General features: G+C 70.0%; 15 protein-coding genes. 12 read left to right on the top strand and 3 right to left on the bottom strand.

Annotation, left to right across the window (positions count from 1 at the left end; all coding sequences use genetic code 11):
- Positions 1-2 precede the first annotated feature (2 nt).
- The 4 genes from rbsC to rbsK all read left to right on the top strand — a co-directional run bounded on the left by rbsC (position 3) and on the right by rbsK (position 3,897).
- Positions 3-944, top strand: a complete 942-nt coding sequence (rbsC, locus tag JUB11_RS03205) for a ribose ABC transporter permease (protein ID WP_207456114.1) — start codon at positions 3-5, stop codon at positions 942-944.
- A 48-nt stretch (positions 945-992) separates the two neighbouring features.
- Positions 993-1,871, top strand: coding sequence for a ribose ABC transporter substrate-binding protein RbsB (rbsB, locus tag JUB11_RS03210; protein ID WP_207456115.1), 879 nt, complete (start codon positions 993-995; stop codon positions 1,869-1,871).
- Between the two features lie 80 nt (positions 1,872-1,951).
- Positions 1,952-2,968, top strand: a complete 1,017-nt coding sequence (locus JUB11_RS03215; protein ID WP_207456116.1) for a LacI family DNA-binding transcriptional regulator — start codon at positions 1,952-1,954, stop codon at positions 2,966-2,968.
- On the top strand, positions 2,965-3,897 hold the full coding sequence (gene rbsK / locus JUB11_RS03220) for a ribokinase (RefSeq protein WP_207456118.1): 933 nt from the start codon (positions 2,965-2,967) through the stop codon (positions 3,895-3,897). Before JUB11_RS03215 ends, rbsK begins: the two co-directional genes overlap by 4 nt.
- A 34-nt stretch (positions 3,898-3,931) precedes the next feature.
- On the opposite strand, the gene JUB11_RS03225 is transcribed toward rbsK, so the two are convergent.
- Positions 3,932-4,630, bottom strand: a complete 699-nt coding sequence (locus JUB11_RS03225; RefSeq protein ID WP_207456120.1) for a TerC family protein — start codon at positions 4,628-4,630, stop codon at positions 3,932-3,934.
- Between the two features lie 287 nt (positions 4,631-4,917).
- On the opposite strand from JUB11_RS03225, the gene JUB11_RS03230 reads away from it, so the two are divergent.
- Entirely contained in the window at positions 4,918-5,367 is a 450-nt protein-coding gene (locus tag JUB11_RS03230) for a hypothetical protein (RefSeq protein WP_207456122.1), read from the top strand.
- A 25-nt stretch (positions 5,368-5,392) separates the two neighbouring features.
- Here the strand turns inward: JUB11_RS03230 and JUB11_RS03235 are convergent, their stop codons facing one another.
- Entirely contained in the window at positions 5,393-7,345 is a 1,953-nt protein-coding gene (locus tag JUB11_RS03235; protein ID WP_207456124.1) for a sigma 54-interacting transcriptional regulator, read from the bottom strand.
- 158 nt (positions 7,346-7,503) lie between these two features.
- On the opposite strand from JUB11_RS03235, the gene JUB11_RS03240 reads away from it, so the two are divergent.
- The 5 genes from JUB11_RS03240 (at position 7,504) to JUB11_RS03260 (ending at position 11,688) form a co-directional block, all read left to right on the top strand.
- Complete coding sequence (locus JUB11_RS03240) at positions 7,504-8,862, top strand: CmpA/NrtA family ABC transporter substrate-binding protein (protein WP_207456126.1); 1,359 nt, start codon at positions 7,504-7,506, stop codon at positions 8,860-8,862.
- 2 nt (positions 8,863-8,864) lie between these two features.
- A complete protein-coding gene (gene ntrB / locus JUB11_RS03245) occupies positions 8,865-9,728 on the top strand; it encodes a nitrate ABC transporter permease (protein WP_207456128.1) in 864 nt (287 codons plus the stop codon).
- A gap of 11 nt (positions 9,729-9,739) precedes the next feature.
- On the top strand, positions 9,740-10,669 hold the full coding sequence (locus JUB11_RS03250; protein ID WP_207456130.1) for an ABC transporter ATP-binding protein: 930 nt from the start codon (positions 9,740-9,742) through the stop codon (positions 10,667-10,669).
- Positions 10,670-10,682: 13 nt separating this feature from the next.
- Positions 10,683-11,129, top strand: a complete 447-nt coding sequence (gene cynS, locus JUB11_RS03255) for a cyanase (protein WP_207456131.1) — start codon at positions 10,683-10,685, stop codon at positions 11,127-11,129.
- A gap of 76 nt (positions 11,130-11,205) precedes the next feature.
- Positions 11,206-11,688, top strand: a complete 483-nt coding sequence (locus JUB11_RS03260) for a nuclear transport factor 2 family protein (RefSeq protein ID WP_207456133.1) — start codon at positions 11,206-11,208, stop codon at positions 11,686-11,688.
- Between the two features lie 10 nt (positions 11,689-11,698).
- Here JUB11_RS03260 and uxuA read toward each other — a convergent pair whose 3' ends face one another.
- The gene (gene uxuA, locus JUB11_RS03265; RefSeq protein ID WP_207456135.1) at positions 11,699-12,766 is read right to left on the bottom strand and encodes a mannonate dehydratase; all 1,068 of its coding nucleotides are present in this window, start codon (positions 12,764-12,766) and stop codon (positions 11,699-11,701) included.
- A 147-nt stretch (positions 12,767-12,913) separates the two neighbouring features.
- On the opposite strand from uxuA, the gene JUB11_RS03270 reads away from it, so the two are divergent.
- Positions 12,914-13,615 (top strand): FadR/GntR family transcriptional regulator, encoded by a 702-nt coding sequence (locus JUB11_RS03270; RefSeq protein ID WP_207456137.1) that lies wholly within the window; start codon positions 12,914-12,916, stop codon positions 13,613-13,615.
- Between the two features lie 289 nt (positions 13,616-13,904).
- Complete coding sequence (locus JUB11_RS03275) at positions 13,905-15,602, top strand: methyl-accepting chemotaxis protein (RefSeq protein WP_207456138.1); 1,698 nt, start codon at positions 13,905-13,907, stop codon at positions 15,600-15,602.
- Positions 15,603-15,724 lie beyond the last annotated feature (122 nt).

A 15,724-nucleotide genomic window follows, 5' to 3' on the forward strand; every position in this document is an offset into this window, starting at 1 on the left:
TCATGGACCCGCTGAAGACCTTCCTGTCCCGCAACAAGCCCCTCGTCGGCCTCGTCCTGCTGATGGCGGCCGTCTCGCTGCTGAGCCCCAGCTTCCTGACGGTGGACAACCTGCTGAACATCCTGCGGCAGACCTCAATCAACGCGGTCATCGCCGTCGGCATGACCTTCGTGATCCTGTCGGGCGGCATAGACCTGTCGGTCGGATCGGTCCTGGCGATCTGCGGGGCGGTCTGCGCCTCGCTCGTCGGCGCGGACGTGAACCTGTGGCTGGCGGTCGCCCTGGCCCTGACGCTGGGCGCCGGGCTGGGGGCCGCCAACGGCATTGCCGTGGGCGTGGGCGCGGTGCAGCCCTTCATCGCCACGCTGGTGTCCATGACCATCCTGCGCGGCGCCACGCTGGTCTACACCGACGGGCGGCCGATCACCACGGGCGAAGGCGCGGCGGCGGACGCCTTCTGGTCGGTCGGCGGCGGCTATGTGCTGGGCCTGCCCGTGCCGGTGCTGATCGCGGCCCTGGTCTTCGCCCTGGGCGCCGTGGTGCTGACGCTGACCCGCTTCGGCCGCTACACCTACGCGGTGGGCGGGAACGAGGTGGTGGCGCGGCTGTCGGGCATCGGCGTCAACCGGGTGAAGACCGCCGTCTACGCGCTTTCCGGCCTTCTGGCGGCACTCGCCGGCGTCATCCTGACCGCCCGGCTGGAGAGCGCGCAGCCGACCGCCGGCGCCAGCTACGAGCTGGACGCCATCGCCGCGGTGGTCGTCGGCGGCACCAGCCTGTCGGGCGGCCGCGGCTCCCTCTTCGGCACCCTGGTGGGGGCGCTCATCATCGGCGTCCTCAACAACGCGCTCAACCTGATGGACGTGTCCTCTTATTACCAGATGATCGCCAAGGGCGCCGTCATCCTGCTCGCGGTCCTGCTGGACCGCCGCAAATCCCACTGAACCGGCGCTGAAAGACCGGTTCGGCAAACCTCGAAGGAAGGAATCACCATGCGCAAGTTCCTCACGGCGGCCCTCGCGGCCACGGCCATCATGGCGTCGGCCTCGGCCCAGGCGGCGGACAGCATCGCCCTGGTCGTCTCGACCCTGAACAACCCCTTCTTCGTGAACCTGAAGAACGGGGCGGAAGCCAAGGCCAAGGCGCTCGGCTATGACCTTCTGGTCCTCGACTCCCAGAACGACCCGGCCAAGGAGCTGGCGAACGTCGAGGACGTGGTGAACAAGAAGGTCAAGCTGCTGATGGTGAACCCGACGGATTCGGACGCCGTGCGCTCGGCCGTCCGCGCCGCCAACCGGGCCGAGATCCCGGTCATCACGTTGGACCGCTCGGCCAGCGGCGGCAAGGTCGCCGCGCACATCGCGTCCGACAACGTCGCCGGCGGGCGCATGGCCGGAAAGCTGCTGGTCGACACGCTGGGCGGCCAGGGTTCGGTGGTCGAGCTGCAGGGCGTGCCCGGCGCCTCGGCGGCGCGCGAGCGCGGCCAGGGCTTCCACGAGGTCGTGGACAAGGCGTCCGGCATCAAGGTCGTCGCCAGCCAGCCGGCGGACTTCGACCGCACCAAGGGCCTGACCGTGATGGAGAACATCCTCCAGGCGCAGCCGAAGATCGACGCCGTCTTCGCCCACAACGACGAGATGGCGCTGGGCGCCGCCAAGGCAATCCAGGCCTCGGGCCGCGAGATCCCGGTGATCGGCTTCGACGGCACCGAGGACGGCGTGGCCGCCGTCCGCGACGGCAGCCTGCACGCCACCGTCGCCCAGCAGGCGGCGCTGATCGGCGAGCTGGGCGTCGAGACCGCCGCCAAGCTGCTGAAGGGCGAGACGGTCCCGGCCTCCCTGCCGGTCGAACTGAAGCTCGTGACGAAGTAAGGCCGCCGGCGCCTCCCTTGCCGCCCGCCGGCCGGGGAGGTGCTTGCGCCGGAACGGCTTCCTTCTGCGAGCAACCGAACATGGCGACCATCAGGGATGTGGCCCGCGCCGCCGGCGTGTCGGTCAGCACCGTCTCCCACGTGATCAACGGCACGCGCTTCGTGGCGCCGGAGACCGCACGGCTGGTCCGGGACGCCATCGGAACGCTCGGCTACGCGCCGAACGGCATCGCCCGCGCGCTGAAGGGCAGCCGCACCCGCACGCTGGGCATGATCGTCACCGCCAGCTCCAACCCCTTCTTCGCCCAGGTCATCCACGGGCTGGAGACCGCCGCCTTCGAGCGCGGCTACAGCCTGATCCTCTGCAACTCCGACGACGATCTGGACAAGCAGCTGCGCTGCTTCGATTCCCTGCACAGCCGCCGCATCGACGGTCTGGTGGTGATGACGTCGAACGCCGACCTCGCCTTCCTGGAGGTGGTGGAGGCGCGCGCCCCCGGCCTGCCGCGCCTGCTGCTCGACAGCCCGCCGCGGGACGGCTGCTGCGCCGTCGCCGACGATTCGGTGCGGGGCGGCCGGCTGGGGGCCGGGCTGCTGCTCGGCTGCGGCTTCCGCCGCATCGCCTGCATCACCGGCCCCGGCCCACACCAGCGCTCCCGCAGCCGGTTCGAGGGCTTCGCCCTGGGGCTGGAAGAGGCCGGGCTGGCCGTGGACCGGTCGCTGGTCCGCGAGGCCGACCTGACGATGGCCGGCGGCTATGCCGCGGCCCTGGAGCTGCTCGCCCTGCCCGAACCGCCCGACGCGGTCTTCGCCTTCAACGACATGATGGCCGTCGGCGTCCTGCGGGCGGCGCAGGAACGCGGGCTGAGGGTGCCGGACGCCCTTTCGGTGCTGGGCTACGACGACATCGAGCTTGCCGCCTATCTCACCCCGCCGCTCAGCACCGTGCGCCAGTCGGCGGGGGCGCTGGGCGCGCGCGCGGCCGAACTGCTGATCGACCATCTCGAAGAGGAACGGCCCCTGCCGGACCTGATCTCCCTGCCGCCCGAACTCGTCCTGCGCGGGTCCGTGGGCCGGCCTTCCACGAGGCAAGCATGACCGACACCGGTACGTCCCCGATCGCCGTCTTCGGCAGCGTCAACATCGACGTCTGCGCCTACAGCGGGCGTCTGCCCCGCCCCGGCGAGACCATCCACGGCAACCGCTACAGCATGGGGTTGGGCGGCAAGGGCGGCAACCAGGCCGCCGCCGCCGCCCGGCTGGGCGCGCGGGTGGAGATGGCCGGGCGCACCGGCACCGACGCCTTCGGCGAGATGGCGCGCGCGCGCCTCGCCGGGTTCGGGGTCGGCACCGGCCACCTGCGGGCCGACGGCGGCAACCCCACGGGCATCGCCGTGATCGGCGTGGAGGATTCGGGGGAGAACTGCATCACCGTGATCGGCGGCGCCAACATGGCGGTGGACCGCTCCGACGTGGAGGCTGCGGCACCCCTGTTCAGAAACGCGTCGGTCCTGCTGCTTCAGCTGGAAATCCCGCTGGCCACGGCGCTGGCGGCGGCGGCCCTGACCCGCGCGGGCGGCGGGCGGGTCATACTGGACCCGGCACCGGCGCCGGCGGCCGGCCTGCCGGAGGAGGCGCTGCGCGCCGCCGACATCATGACGCCCAACGAGACCGAAACCGAGGCCCTGGTCGGCATCCGGCCGAGAACGCCGGAGGAAGCCGCCGCGGCCGCGGCCCGGCTGGCGGAGCGCGGCCTGGGCATCGCCGTCGTGAAGATGGGCGCGCAGGGCGTCTATTTCCGCGGGCAGGGCGCGGAGGGCTTCGTGCCGGCCTTCCCGGTCCGCGCCATCGACACGGTGGCGGCCGGGGACTGCTTCAACGGCGGGCTGGCCTTCGCGCTGGCGCGCGGCGATGAACTGCCGGCAGCGGTGCGCTTCGCCGCCGCCTGCGGCGCGCTCGCCACCACCCGGATCGGAGCGGCCGATGCGGCTCCGACCCTGGCGGAGGTGAAAGCGCTGCTGGGCTGATGCTTGCGCCGTGGAGACAGCGGGGCGCCGGCGGTCAGCCGCCGGCCCCTTCCTCCACCTCCGTCCGTGCCGCCGCGCGCGCCGCGGCGTAGCCGGCCAGCACGACACCGACCGCCCCGACCAGCGGCGCCACGAGATGGAGCGAGGGCATGGAATGCTCGACCCACCCGTGCAGGCTCGGATCGCTGACGATGACCTCGCCCGCGATGTAGCCCAGCAGGGCGGCACCCGCCGTGACGAGCAGCGGGAAGCGGTTGATGGCGGCGAGGACCAGCGTGCTGCCGAAGATGATCATTGGGATGCTGACGCCCAGACCCAGGATCAGCAGCAGCATGTCGCCCTTGGCCGCCGCCGCGATCGCGATGACGTTGTCGAGGCTCATCACCGCGTCGGCGATGACGATGGTCTTCACCGCGCTCATCAGCGAGCCGCCGGCCTTGACGTCATGGCCGCCCTCGTCGCCCGGCGCCATGAGCTGATAGGCGATCCAGAGCAGGAGAAGGCCGCCCACCAGCTTCAGGTAGGGCACCTCCAGCAGATAGACGATGAAGATCGTGAAGAGGACGCGCAGCACCACGGCCGGCGCGGTGCCCAGCACGATGCCCAGCTTCTGCTGGTGCGGCGGCAGCGAACGGCAGGCGAGCGCGATGACGACGGCGTTGTCGCCGCTCAGCAGGATGTTGATCCAGATGATCTGGGCGAGTGCGAGGAAGAAGGTGCTGTAGTCCCCCATGTCCCGGTGAACTCCTGTCCTTGTCTGTTTTCCCATGCCCGGTCCTCGCCTTGGCGGGCGCGTCCGGACCTGCCGGGGATCCTTGGAACCCGTCGGCAATCCGGCCCAGCGAGGCGGGCGGCTGCGATGTCGGAGGCACGTCCAGACGCCACCTTAGCATCGCCCAGTTTGGTATCCAACATATTAGACTCTACATGGCGCTTGCGTACGGGCATGCGGAGAGTGGAACCCTTACGGTTACGGTCCTGTTTCAGAGGGGAGATTTCACAAAAAACGCGGGCTGGATCATGGGCAAGGCGAAGAAACAGGCGTTCAAACTTCCGAAGAAGATCGCGGGCATCAAGATTCCGAAGGCCATCCGCAAGTCCAGTGGATCGATCGTGCAATTCCTGGAAACGCCGCAGGGCCGCGAGATCGCGGCGAGCGCGTTGGCGGCCATGGCCGCTGCCATCACCAGCAACAAGAAGGCCCGCCACGCCGTCGCGGACGCTGGCCGCGGCACCGCGAACACCGGTTCGAGCCTGACACGTGGCATCGCGGAGGCGGCGACCGGCGTGGCGACGGGGGTGCTGGTGGAGGCCGCGCGCCACATACTGCCGTCGCGCGACGATGGCCAAGGCGCTGATACCGCCGGGAGGGATGGCGGCGAAGCGCGCCAGACCATGGCTCCGGCCCAGGTCGCGGCCCCGCGCAACGTCAGGCCGGCCCCGGACGGGGATAAGGCGCGCAAGCACTAATACCCGCCCGCCGGGCCGGAGCGCGTCAGCGCGGCCTGGCGGCGCCCTTGCGGTCCACGTCGATGCCCAGCGCCTTGATGCGCGACGCCAGGGTGGTCGGGCGCAGGCCCAGAAGCTCGGCGGCCCCGCCGGGGCCGGACACCTTGCCGCCCGTCCTGCGCAACGCCGCCATGATGTTGGCCCGTTCCCGCTCCCGCCGCTCCGCCTCCGTCTCGACCGGCGCCACCGCATCCGCCGCCCTGTCCACGGGGCCGGACGCCGGGAGGCGAACCGGAGCGGCTGCGTCGGGCTCCTCCGCCGGGCTTTCCGGAATGTCCAGATGGATGCGCCCGTTGCGGGCGAGGATGGCCGCACGCTCGATGACGTTCTGGAGTTCCCGGACGTTGCCCGGCCAGCGGTAGGCCGTCAGGCGCCGGACGTCCCCTTCGCTGAGGCTCGCCTCCCCCGTGTTCAGCTTGCGGGTCACGTCCCGCAGGAAATGCGACGCCAGCAGAGGGATGTCCTCCGGCCGGTCGCGGAGTGGCGGGGACTCGATGGGGAAGACGTTCAGCCGGAAATAGAGGTCCTGGCGGAAACGTCCCGCCGCCACCTCGGCGCGCAGGTCGCGGTTGGTCGCGGCGACGATGCGGACGTCCACCTTGCGGGTGCGCTCCTCCCCCACCCGCTCGAACTGGCCCTCCTGGAGGACGCGCAGCAGCTTGCCCTGAAGCTCCAGCGGGATCTCGCCGACCTCGTCCAGGAACAGGGTGCCGCCGTCGGCCAGCTCGAACCGGCCGACCCGGTCGCGGAGCGCGCCGGTGAAGGCACCCCGCGCATGGCCGAAGAACTCGCTCTCGAACAGCTCGCGCGGGACGGCGGCGCAGTTCACGCGGATCAGCGGCCGGCCGCTGCGGCGGCTGGAGTCGTGGATGGCGCGTGCGATCAGCTCCTTCCCTGTGCCGGACTCTCCGGTCACGAGCACGCCGGCGTCAGTCGGGGCCACCAGCTCCACCTGGCTCAGGATCTTCTGGATCGCGGCGCTGCGGCCGATGATGCCCCGATGGTTGCCGGTGATGCGGATCTCCTCCTGAAGGTAGGCGTTCTCCAGTTCCAGCCGCCGGCGCAGCCGGTCCACCTCGGCTAGCGCGGCGCGCAGCCGCTCGTCCGCCTCGCGCCGTTCGGTCACGTCGCGGAAGACGATCACCGCGCCCACCACCATGCCGCCGGCGCGGATCGGCGTGCTGGTGTATTCCACCCAGACCGGCCGCCCGTCGCGGCGCCAGAACACCTCGTCGGAGACGCGCTGCACCTTGCCCTTCCGGAAGGCCGCGTAGATCGGGCATTCGTGCGAGGGATAGTCGGTGCCGTCGGCGCGGTGGTGATGGACCTTCCCATGCATGTCGCGCCCCAGCATCTCCTCCGCCGTCCAGCCGAGGATGCGTTCGGCGGCGGCGTTCACGAAGGTCGTCCGGCCCTCGGCGTCCACGCCATAGATCCCCTCCCCCGCCGCCTGGAGGATCAGCCGGTTCTCCCGCTCGATGTCCTGGAAGACGCGTTCCACCCGGCGCCATTCGCCGATGCCGTCGCGCATGTACAGTTCCGCCTCCGCGTCGATGTCGCGGCGGCGCTGGGCGTCCAGGTCGCGGAGCGTCAGCAGCAGCAGGGGCGTCCCGCCCGGCGCCGGGTCCGGCAGGACGGCCCCCGCATATTCCAGCGCCAGCGTCTGTCCCGCCGCGTGCCGGGCGGACAGGCGGCGCGTCCAGTAGCCGCCCTTGCTCAGCACCGCCTCGGTGAAGACGACGAGATCCGCCTCCTGCCCGCGGTGCAGTTCCGTGACGGGCATGCTCCGCAGCAGGTCGCGGTCGTAGCCGAGCAGCCGGCAGGCCGCCGGGTTGGCGTCGAGGATTCGCGCCGATTGCGGATCGACGACCAGCGCGGCCTCCAGCCCATGAGCGAAGGCGGGGCCGAAGCGGGACGATGACGAATTCTCGTGAAGCATCTCACGATAATTCGTGATTTACGAAATCCCGTCAAGCCGGGATTTCGCGAAGCCCTTGGAAAGCTTGGATTTCCACCAGCGCCGCTTCTGGTACGCGGCTTGCTGAGGAAGGGGCCATGGACGCGGGACCGCGTCGCCTTCCACGGGGAGAGACAGCCATGGCCACCTTCGACGATCCCTTCGATCCCGCGCACCGCCTCGCCCGCGCCGGCTGCTCCTGCGGCCGCCACGCGTCGGAGTCCGAGCACGCGTCGGCCATCGAGGGCGAGCAGGCGCGGCTGGGCCGCGTCGTCGAGGGCGCCGTCGTCCGCGCCCTGTTCCCGCATGACGCCACCCGCCGCGCCTTCCTGCGCGCGGTCGGCGGCTCGACCGCCATGGCGGCCATCGCAGCCGCCCTGCCGCTGGGATTCGCGACGGAGGCGCTGGCCGAGGGCGGCCCGCTGGAGAAGAAGGACCTGAAGGTCGGCTTCATCCCCATCACCTGCGCCACCCCCATCATCATGGCGCAGCCCATGGGCTTCTACGCCAAGCACGGGCTGAACGTGGACGTGGTGCGCACCGCCGGATGGGCGGTGATCCGCGACAAGACGCTGAACAAGGAATACGACGCGGCGCACATGCTGTCGCCGATGCCCATCGCCATCTCGCTCGGCGCCGGGTCGAACCCGATCCCCTACACCATGCCTGCGGTGGAGAACATCAACGGCCAGGCGATCACCCTGTCGGTCAAGCACAAGGACAAGCGCGACCCGAAGCAGTGGAAGGGCTTCAAGTTCGCCGTGCCCTTCGACTATTCGATGCACAACTACCTGCTGCGCTACTTCCTGGCCGAGCATGGCCTCGATCCCGACACCGACGTGCAGATCCGCGCGGTGCCGCCGCCGGAGATGGTCGCCAACCTGCGGGCCGACAATCTCGACGGCTTCCTGGCGCCAGACCCGGTCAACCAGCGCGCCGTCTATGACGGGGTGGGCTTCATCCACACCCTGTCGCGCAGCATCTGGGACGGCCATCCCTGCTGCGCCTTCGCCGCCAGCCGGGAGTTCGTCACCACCATGCCGAACACCTACGGCGCGCTGCTGAAGGCGATCATCGACGCCACCGCCTACGCCTCCCGGCCCGACAACCGCAAGGGGATCGCCGAGGCGATCGCCGGGCAGAACTACCTGAACCAGCCGGTCACGGTGGTGGAGCAGGTGCTGACGGGCACCTTCGCCGACGGGCTCGGCAACGTGGTCCGGCAGCCCAACCGCATCGATTTCGACCCCTTCCCCTGGCACAGCTTCGCGGTCTGGATCATGACCCAGATGAAGCGCTGGGGGCAGGTGAAGGGCGACCTCGACTACCGCAAGGTGGCGGAGGAGGTGTTCCTGGCGACCGACGCCGCCCGGCTGATGCGCGAGAACGGGCTGACCCCGCCGGCCGAGACCTACAAGGGCTTCTCGGTCATGGGCAAGCCCTTCGACCCGGCCCGGCCCGAGGAGTACATCGCCAGCTTCCCGATCCGGAGGGCGTGAGGATGGCCGCCGGACTCATCGGTGAGCGGGGCTCGGCCCGCCTGAGAGGCTGGCTCCTCTCGGCCGGGCTCCTGCTGGCCTTCATCCTCGCCTGGCACGTGGCGACCCTGCCGGAGGCCGGGACCGGGGCGGTCGATCCGGAATACGCCAAGCTGCTGGGTGCCGCCGCCGCGCAGGGCCAGAAGTCGGCCTTTCCGACGCCGGCCGAGGTGGGCGCCGCGCTGTGGAAGCATGTCGCCGACCCCTTCTACGTGCGCGGCACGAACGACATGGGAATCGGCATCCAGCTCGCCTTCTCCATCGGGCGGGTGCTGACGGGCTATCTGCTGGCGGCGCTGGTGGCGATCCCGCTGGGTTTCCTGATCGGCATGTCGCCGCTGCTGCACCGGGCGCTCGACCCCTTCATCCAGGTGCTGAAGCCCATCTCGCCGCTCGCCTGGATGCCGCTGGCGCTCTACACGATCAAGGACAGCGCGGTGTCCGCGATCTTCGTCATCTTCATCTGCTCGATCTGGCCGATGCTGATGAACACCGCCTTCGGTGTCGCCGCCGTGCGCAAGGAGTGGCTGAACGTCGCCCGCACGCTGGAGGTCGGCCCCCTGCGCCGGGCCTTCACCGTGATCCTTCCGGCGGCCGCCCCGACCATCATGACGGGGATGCGCATTTCCATCGGCATCGCCTGGCTCGTCATCGTGGCGGCGGAGATGCTCGTGGGCGGGACGGGCATCGGCTACTTCGTCTGGAACGAGTGGAACAACCTGTCCATCCCCAGCATCGTGACCGCGATCCTGCTGATCGGGCTCGTCGGCATGGCGCTCGACCTGGCGCTCGCCCGCCTCGCCCGCCTCGTCACCTACCCCGAATAAGGCCCCTTGCCATGACCGAACGACCCCTCATCAGCGTGGAGGGCCTCGCCAAGCGCTATCCGGCGGCGTCCGGCAAGGGCGAGACCACGATCTTCGAGGACCTCTGGTTCTCCGTGAAGCGCGGCGAGTTCGTCTGCCTCATCGGGCATTCGGGCTGCGGCAAGACCACCATCCTGAACGTGCTGGCGGGGCTGGAGCGCGCCTCGGGCGGAACCGCCATCGCCGACGGGCGGGAGATCGCGGGGCCGAGCCTCGACCGTGCCGTCATCTTCCAGGGGCACGCGCTCATGCCCTGGATGTCGGTGGCGGGAAACGTCGCCTTCGCCGTCCGCTCCCGCCACCCGGACTGGAGCCGGGCGCGGGTGCAGGAGCACGCCCGCCATTACGTGCGGCTGGTCGGGCTGGCCGGGTCGGAGGACAAGCGCCCGGCCCAGCTCTCCGGCGGCATGAAGCAGCGGGTGGGCATCGCCCGCGCCCTGTCGGTCGAGCCGAAGATGCTGCTGATGGACGAGCCCTTCTCGGCGCTGGACGCGCTGACGCGCGGCATGCTCCAGGACGAGGTGCTGCGGCTCTGCCGCGAGGCGCAGCAGACGACCTTCATGATCACGCACGACATCGACGAGGCGATGCTGCTCGCCGACCGCATCGTGCTGATGACCAACGGGCCGGGCGCCCGCGTCGCCGAGATCGTGGTCAACACGCTGCCGCGCGACCGCAGCCGGCACGAGATGCACCGGCACCCGCACTACTACCGGATCCGCAACCACCTGCTCGACTTCCTGGTGGACCGCTCGCGCGACTTCGCGCGGGAGGCCGCCGAGGGCGGGTGGGACCCGAGACACCCGCCCGAGGTCCGGCCCGGCGAGGCCGAACCCGCCCTGGCGGTGAACAACGCCGCGCCCGAACGGGCCCGGTCCTCCCACCACACCGACGTCGCATAAGGAGACCCCGACCATGAAGCGCGAAGACCTCACCGAGAAGATCCTGAGCAGGAAGCGCATGAAGCGGATGAGCTGGGCCGAGATCGGCGAGCGCATCGGCGGCTGCTCCCCCATCCTCATCACCGCGGCGCTGCTCGGCCAGATGAAGCTGACCGAGGCGCAGGCCACCGTCGCCGCCGACCTGTTCGAGCTGGACGAGGAGGAGACGCTGATGCTCCAGGAGATTCCCTACCGGGGCTCCCTGCCCACCGCCGTCCCCACCGACCCGCTGATCTACCGGCTCTACGAGCTGGTGTCGGTCTACGGCACCACCTGGAAGGAGCTGATCCAGGAGGAGTTCGGCGACGGCATCATGAGCGCCATCGATTTCGACATGGTGATGGAGCGGCTGCCCGACCCCAAGGGCGACCGGGTGAAGATCACCATGTCCGGCAAGTTCCTGCCCTACCGGAGCTACTGACCGGACGGAGCGCCCTTTCCGCCCGCCGGGGAGGGCGTCCCAACCAGCGGAGGAACCGCCCATGAAGGAATCGCCCATGGCTACGGCACCCCTGGAGGAAAGGCCGCCCTTTCCCCCCTTCACCTTCGAGACGGCCGTGCGGAAGGTCCGCATGGCCGAGGATGCCTGGAACCGGCGCGACCCGGAGCGGGTGGCGCTCGCCTACACGCCGGACAGCCGTTGGCGCAACCGGTCGGAGTTCCTGACCGGCCGCCCGGCCATCGTCGCGTTTCTCACCCGCAAGTGGGAGCGGGAGCGCGACTACCGGCTGATCAAGGAGCTGTGGGCCTTCCACGGGAACCGCATCGCCGTCCGCTTCCAGTATGAATGGCGGGACGGCGCCGGGAGCTGGTTCCGCTCCCACGGCAACGAGCAGTGGGAGTTCGACGAAAAAGGCCTGATGCGCCGGCGCGAAGCCAGCATCAACGACGTCCCCATCCGGGAGGAGGAGCGCAAGTTCCTGTGGGAGGCCGGACCGCGCCCCGACGGCCATCCCGGCCTCACCGAGCTGGGCCTGTAGGGCCGGGGCGTTACTGCGGCGCGCCGGCCGGCTTGCCGCCCCGCTCCTTGGCGATGCCCTCCCACAGGCCATTCAGGTAGACGGCCCCGAGCGCCCGGTCGTGCAGGCCGTAGCCGGGTTTGCCGGTCTCGCCCCAGATCATGCGGCCATGGTCGGGACGGGCGTAGCCGTCGAAGCCCGTCTCGTAATAAGCCTTCACGATCTCGGCCATGTCGAGCGAGCCGTCCGCCGAGCGGTGGCTGGTCTCGTGGAAATCGCCAGCCTCGTTGACCTTCACGTTGCGCAGATGCGCGAAATGGATGCGGCCGCGCGCGCCGAACTCGCGCACCATCGCCGGCACGTCGTTGCGGATGTCGGCGCCGAGCGAGCCCGAGCACAGGGTGAGGCCGTTGGCGGGATCGTCCACCACGGCGAGCAGCCGAGCTAGGTCGTCGCGGTTCTTCACGATGCGGGGCAGCCCGAAGATCGGCCGGGGCGGGTCGTCGGGATGGATCGCCATGCGGATGCCCGCCTCGGCCGCCGCCGGGATGACGCGCTTCAGGAAATGTTCGAGGTTCCGCCACAGGGCCTCCTCGTCCACCGACGCGTATTCGGCGAGAAGGCGCTTCAGCTCCTCCGGGCGGTAGCTGCTGTCCCAGCCCGGCAGCGAGATGCCCTGGCTGATGTCGATGCCCTCCACCGCCGCCACGTCGAAGGCCAGCGTGGTCGAGCCGTCCGGCAGCCGCATTTCCAGGTCGGTGCGCGTCCAGTCGAAGACCGGCATGAAGTTGTAGCAGACGACCTTGACGCCGCATTCGGCGAGGTTGCGCAGGGTCGTGCAGTAATTGTCGATCAGACGGTCGCGCGTCGGCTTGCCGAGCTTGATGTCCTCATGCACGGGCACGCTCTCGATGACGTGGAGCGCCAGGCCGTGCGCCTCGACCTTCTCCTTCAGCGCGCGGATGTTGGCGACCGGCCAGGCCTCCCCCACGGGCACGTCGTAGACGGCGGACACGATGCCGTGCATGCCCGGAATCTGCCGGATGTGGGCGAGCGGGATCGGGTCGGAATCGCCGTACCACCTGAAACTCATCTTCATGCGCTGTCCTCCTCGAAAGGCTCGTTCTCCCGGCCTGATGGACCAGTGGCCTGACCAGTGATGCCGGCAGTCTTGGCGAAGCGCGGTTGTGCTTCAAGGGAAAACTTGATACTCGCAGGGGTGCGACCTCCGCCGGAGCCCCGACTCATGCTGTTGCCGACCGTGAAGGTCCAGCGCCTGTACCGCCAGATCTCGAACCTCCTGATCCAGGCGATCCGCGACGGGCGATTCGCCGCCGGCCAGCTTCTCCCGGCGGAGCGCGATCTGGCGAAGCAGCTCGGCGTCAGCCGCTCGTCTGTGCGCGAGGCGCTGATCGCGCTGGAGATCAACGGCTGGGTCGAGATCCGCACCGGAAACGGCGTCTATGTCCGCTCCGACCTGCCCGACGCCAGCGAGGTTCCCGCCGCCGAGGATGTCGGTGTGGAGCAGCTGCTGGAAGCGCGCGAGGCCATCGAGGGCGAGGTCGCGGCCCTGGCCGCCCGCAACGCGACCGAGCCCCAGTTCGGGCGGATGGACGCCCTGATCGGGATGATGGAGGGCGAGACGGCGGACATGGACGCCTTCCACACCCATGACCGGCGCTTCCACCTGCTGATCGGCGAGATGACCGGCAATCCCGTCTTCACCGAGGTGGTCGAGCTGATGTGGAAGAAGCGGGAAACCTCCTTCTACGCCAGCTTCGAGCGGGCCTATTCGAACCGGGAGATCATGGCCTCGATGTGCAGCGACCATCGGCTGATCCGGGAGGCGCTGCGCAGCCGCGACCCCGAGCGGGCGCGGGCGGCCATGCGCGGGCACCTGAAAAGCGCTCACGACAAGCTGTTCGGCGGCAAGGACCGGACCGGCTGAGCCGCGCACGACGCTTTTTCACGGCCGGCCGGCAACAGGGCGGGTCCGGGAACTGTTACACGGCGCGAGTGCTGATCCAGCGCTCACCCCAACTCACCTTGGCCCGCCTTCCCCCTGGGGAGGCGGGCTTTGTTTTGCCCTCCGTCCCGGCAGTCCAGAACAACGGGGTGGACTGAAGGTTAGGGTTAACCCCAATTGCGCAACCTCCGGCTTTAGCGACAACATGCCGCATCGTGGCCGGGAAGCCCGGCGCGCCGGTCCGCTGCATTTCACATCCGGGGGGATGATCATGAGGCGCCTGCTTTCGAACCTGCCGCTGCTGGGCAAGCTTGCCCTGCCGCTCGCCGTCATGCTGGCGGTGGTCACCGCCATCGCGTGGCAGGGGATTTCCGGCATCACGCAGCTCAACGACGCCGCCAACGACGGTCTCGGCCGGGTCGCCCGGCGCCAGGTCGTGGCCCTGACCATCATGGCGCGCGCCAACGACGCCACGGTCGCCGAGAAGAACATCATCATCGAGACCGACCTGGCGATCATGCAGGCCTCGGCGAAGGACTACGACGCCGCGATCCGGGAAGCACGCTCCCTGGCCGACGAGTTGGTGTCCCTTTCCCACGACCCGGCGCGCCGCGCCATCAACGAGGGGCTCCGCGACGCGCTGGCCGCCTTCGACGAGGCGGCCCGGCGCTCCATCGATCTCGGGCTACGGAACAAGAATGAGGACGCCAGCGCCGTCTCGCGTTCGGTTGTGCGGCCCGCGCGCCAGAGGGTGATCGAGTTGGCGGCGGACGTCGGCGCCTTCGCGGCCGCGCGCATGGAGCGGACCGTGACCGAGACCGACGAACTCGCCGATGCGGTCCACCGCAACCTGCTGGCCGTTTCGGTCGTCGGCGTGGCCGGCGGCCTTCTCCTGCTCGGCTGGATCGTGCTCGGCTTCGTGGTGGGACCGCTGAGGCGCATGGCGGCGGCGATGGCGACGATCGCGCAGGGTGACCTGACCCTGACGGTGGAAGGCGTCGAGCGGAGGGACGAGGTCGGGTCGCTCGCCCGCTCGCTCCAGGTCTTCAAGGACAACGGTCTTGAGATGCGCCGCATGCAGGCCGAGCAGGAGGAGCTGAAGGCCCGCAGCGAGCGTGAGCGCCGGCAGGCGATGCTGAAGCTCGCCGACGCGTTCGAGATGAGCGTGAAGGGCGTGGTGGAGACGGTGGCCTCGGCGGCCTCGCAGATGCAGGGTGCCGCCACCGCCATGTCCGGCACGGCGGAGGAAGCGAGCCGCCAGGCCATGGCCGTGGCGTCGGCGTCCGACCAGGCCAGCAGCAACGTGCAGACGGTGGCGACCGCCACCGAGGAGCTGTCCGCCTCCATCCAGGAGATCGGCCGCCAGGTCGCCAACTCGACCGAGATCGCCGGCCGGGCGGTGAGCGAGACCCAGCGCACGGGCGAGACGATCAAGGGGCTGGTCGAGGCGGTCCGCCAGATCGGCGACGTCGTCGGCCTGATCAACTCCATCGCCAGCCAGACCAACCTGCTGGCCCTGAACGCGACGATCGAGGCGGCGCGGGCCGGCGACGCCGGCAAGGGCTTCGCGGTGGTCGCGACGGAGGTGAAGAGCCTCGCCGGCCAGACCGCCAAGGCGACCGAGGAGATCCAGGCCAAGGTGCAGGAGATCCAGCAGGCCACCGGCGGCGCGCAGGCCGCGGTGGAGGGCATCGAGGAGACCATCGCCCGCATGAACGAGATCGCCGGCGCCATCGCCGCGGCGGTCGAGCAGCAGGGTGCGGCCACCCGCGACATCTCCAGCAACGTCCAGCAGGCCGCTCGCGGCACCCAGGAGGTGTCCAACAACATCGCCGGCGTGAACCAGGCCGCCGCCGAAACCGGCTCGGCCGCCAGCCAGGTGCTGGGTGCGGCCGGCGGTCTGTCCAGGGAGGCCGGCGTGCTCCGCCAGGAGGTTGAACATTTCATCGCCACGGTCCGAGCGGCCTGAGTGCAGGAGGCCTGAGTGCGGGCGGCCTGACGCTGGAAGGGGCGGCCGAGGGGCTGCCCCTACCCTTTCCGGCGGGATGCTTCCCTTTTTTCGCCTTTTCCACCGGGTTATTCCTACCGACT

It is taken from the genome of Azospirillum sp. SYSU D00513 (genome assembly GCF_017356015.1).
Taxonomy (GTDB): Bacteria; Pseudomonadota; Alphaproteobacteria; order Azospirillales; family Azospirillaceae; genus Azospirillum.

What these genes read in the sequence shown, in the direction of transcription:
- rbsC (WP_207456114.1), top strand. Translation starts at nt 3, where the DNA reads ATGGACCCGCTGAAGACCTTCCTGTCCCGCAACAAGCCCCTCGTCGGC.
- rbsB (WP_207456115.1), top strand. Translation starts at nt 993, where the DNA reads ATGCGCAAGTTCCTCACGGCGGCCCTCGCGGCCACGGCCATCATGGCG.
- JUB11_RS03215 (WP_207456116.1), top strand. Translation starts at nt 1,952, where the DNA reads ATGGCGACCATCAGGGATGTGGCCCGCGCCGCCGGCGTGTCGGTCAGC.
- rbsK (WP_207456118.1), top strand. Translation starts at nt 2,965, where the DNA reads ATGACCGACACCGGTACGTCCCCGATCGCCGTCTTCGGCAGCGTCAAC.
- JUB11_RS03225 (WP_207456120.1), bottom strand. Translation starts at nt 4,630, where the DNA reads ATGGGGGACTACAGCACCTTCTTCCTCGCACTCGCCCAGATCATCTGG.
- JUB11_RS03230 (WP_207456122.1), top strand. Translation starts at nt 4,918, where the DNA reads ATGGGCAAGGCGAAGAAACAGGCGTTCAAACTTCCGAAGAAGATCGCG.
- JUB11_RS03235 (WP_207456124.1), bottom strand. Translation starts at nt 7,345, where the DNA reads ATGCTTCACGAGAATTCGTCATCGTCCCGCTTCGGCCCCGCCTTCGCT.
- JUB11_RS03240 (WP_207456126.1), top strand. Translation starts at nt 7,504, where the DNA reads ATGGCCACCTTCGACGATCCCTTCGATCCCGCGCACCGCCTCGCCCGC.
- ntrB (WP_207456128.1), top strand. Translation starts at nt 8,865, where the DNA reads ATGGCCGCCGGACTCATCGGTGAGCGGGGCTCGGCCCGCCTGAGAGGC.
- JUB11_RS03250 (WP_207456130.1), top strand. Translation starts at nt 9,740, where the DNA reads ATGACCGAACGACCCCTCATCAGCGTGGAGGGCCTCGCCAAGCGCTAT.
- cynS (WP_207456131.1), top strand. Translation starts at nt 10,683, where the DNA reads ATGAAGCGCGAAGACCTCACCGAGAAGATCCTGAGCAGGAAGCGCATG.
- JUB11_RS03260 (WP_207456133.1), top strand. Translation starts at nt 11,206, where the DNA reads ATGGCTACGGCACCCCTGGAGGAAAGGCCGCCCTTTCCCCCCTTCACC.
- uxuA (WP_207456135.1), bottom strand. Translation starts at nt 12,766, where the DNA reads ATGAAGATGAGTTTCAGGTGGTACGGCGATTCCGACCCGATCCCGCTC.
- JUB11_RS03270 (WP_207456137.1), top strand. Translation starts at nt 12,914, where the DNA reads ATGCTGTTGCCGACCGTGAAGGTCCAGCGCCTGTACCGCCAGATCTCG.
- JUB11_RS03275 (WP_207456138.1), top strand. Translation starts at nt 13,905, where the DNA reads ATGAGGCGCCTGCTTTCGAACCTGCCGCTGCTGGGCAAGCTTGCCCTG.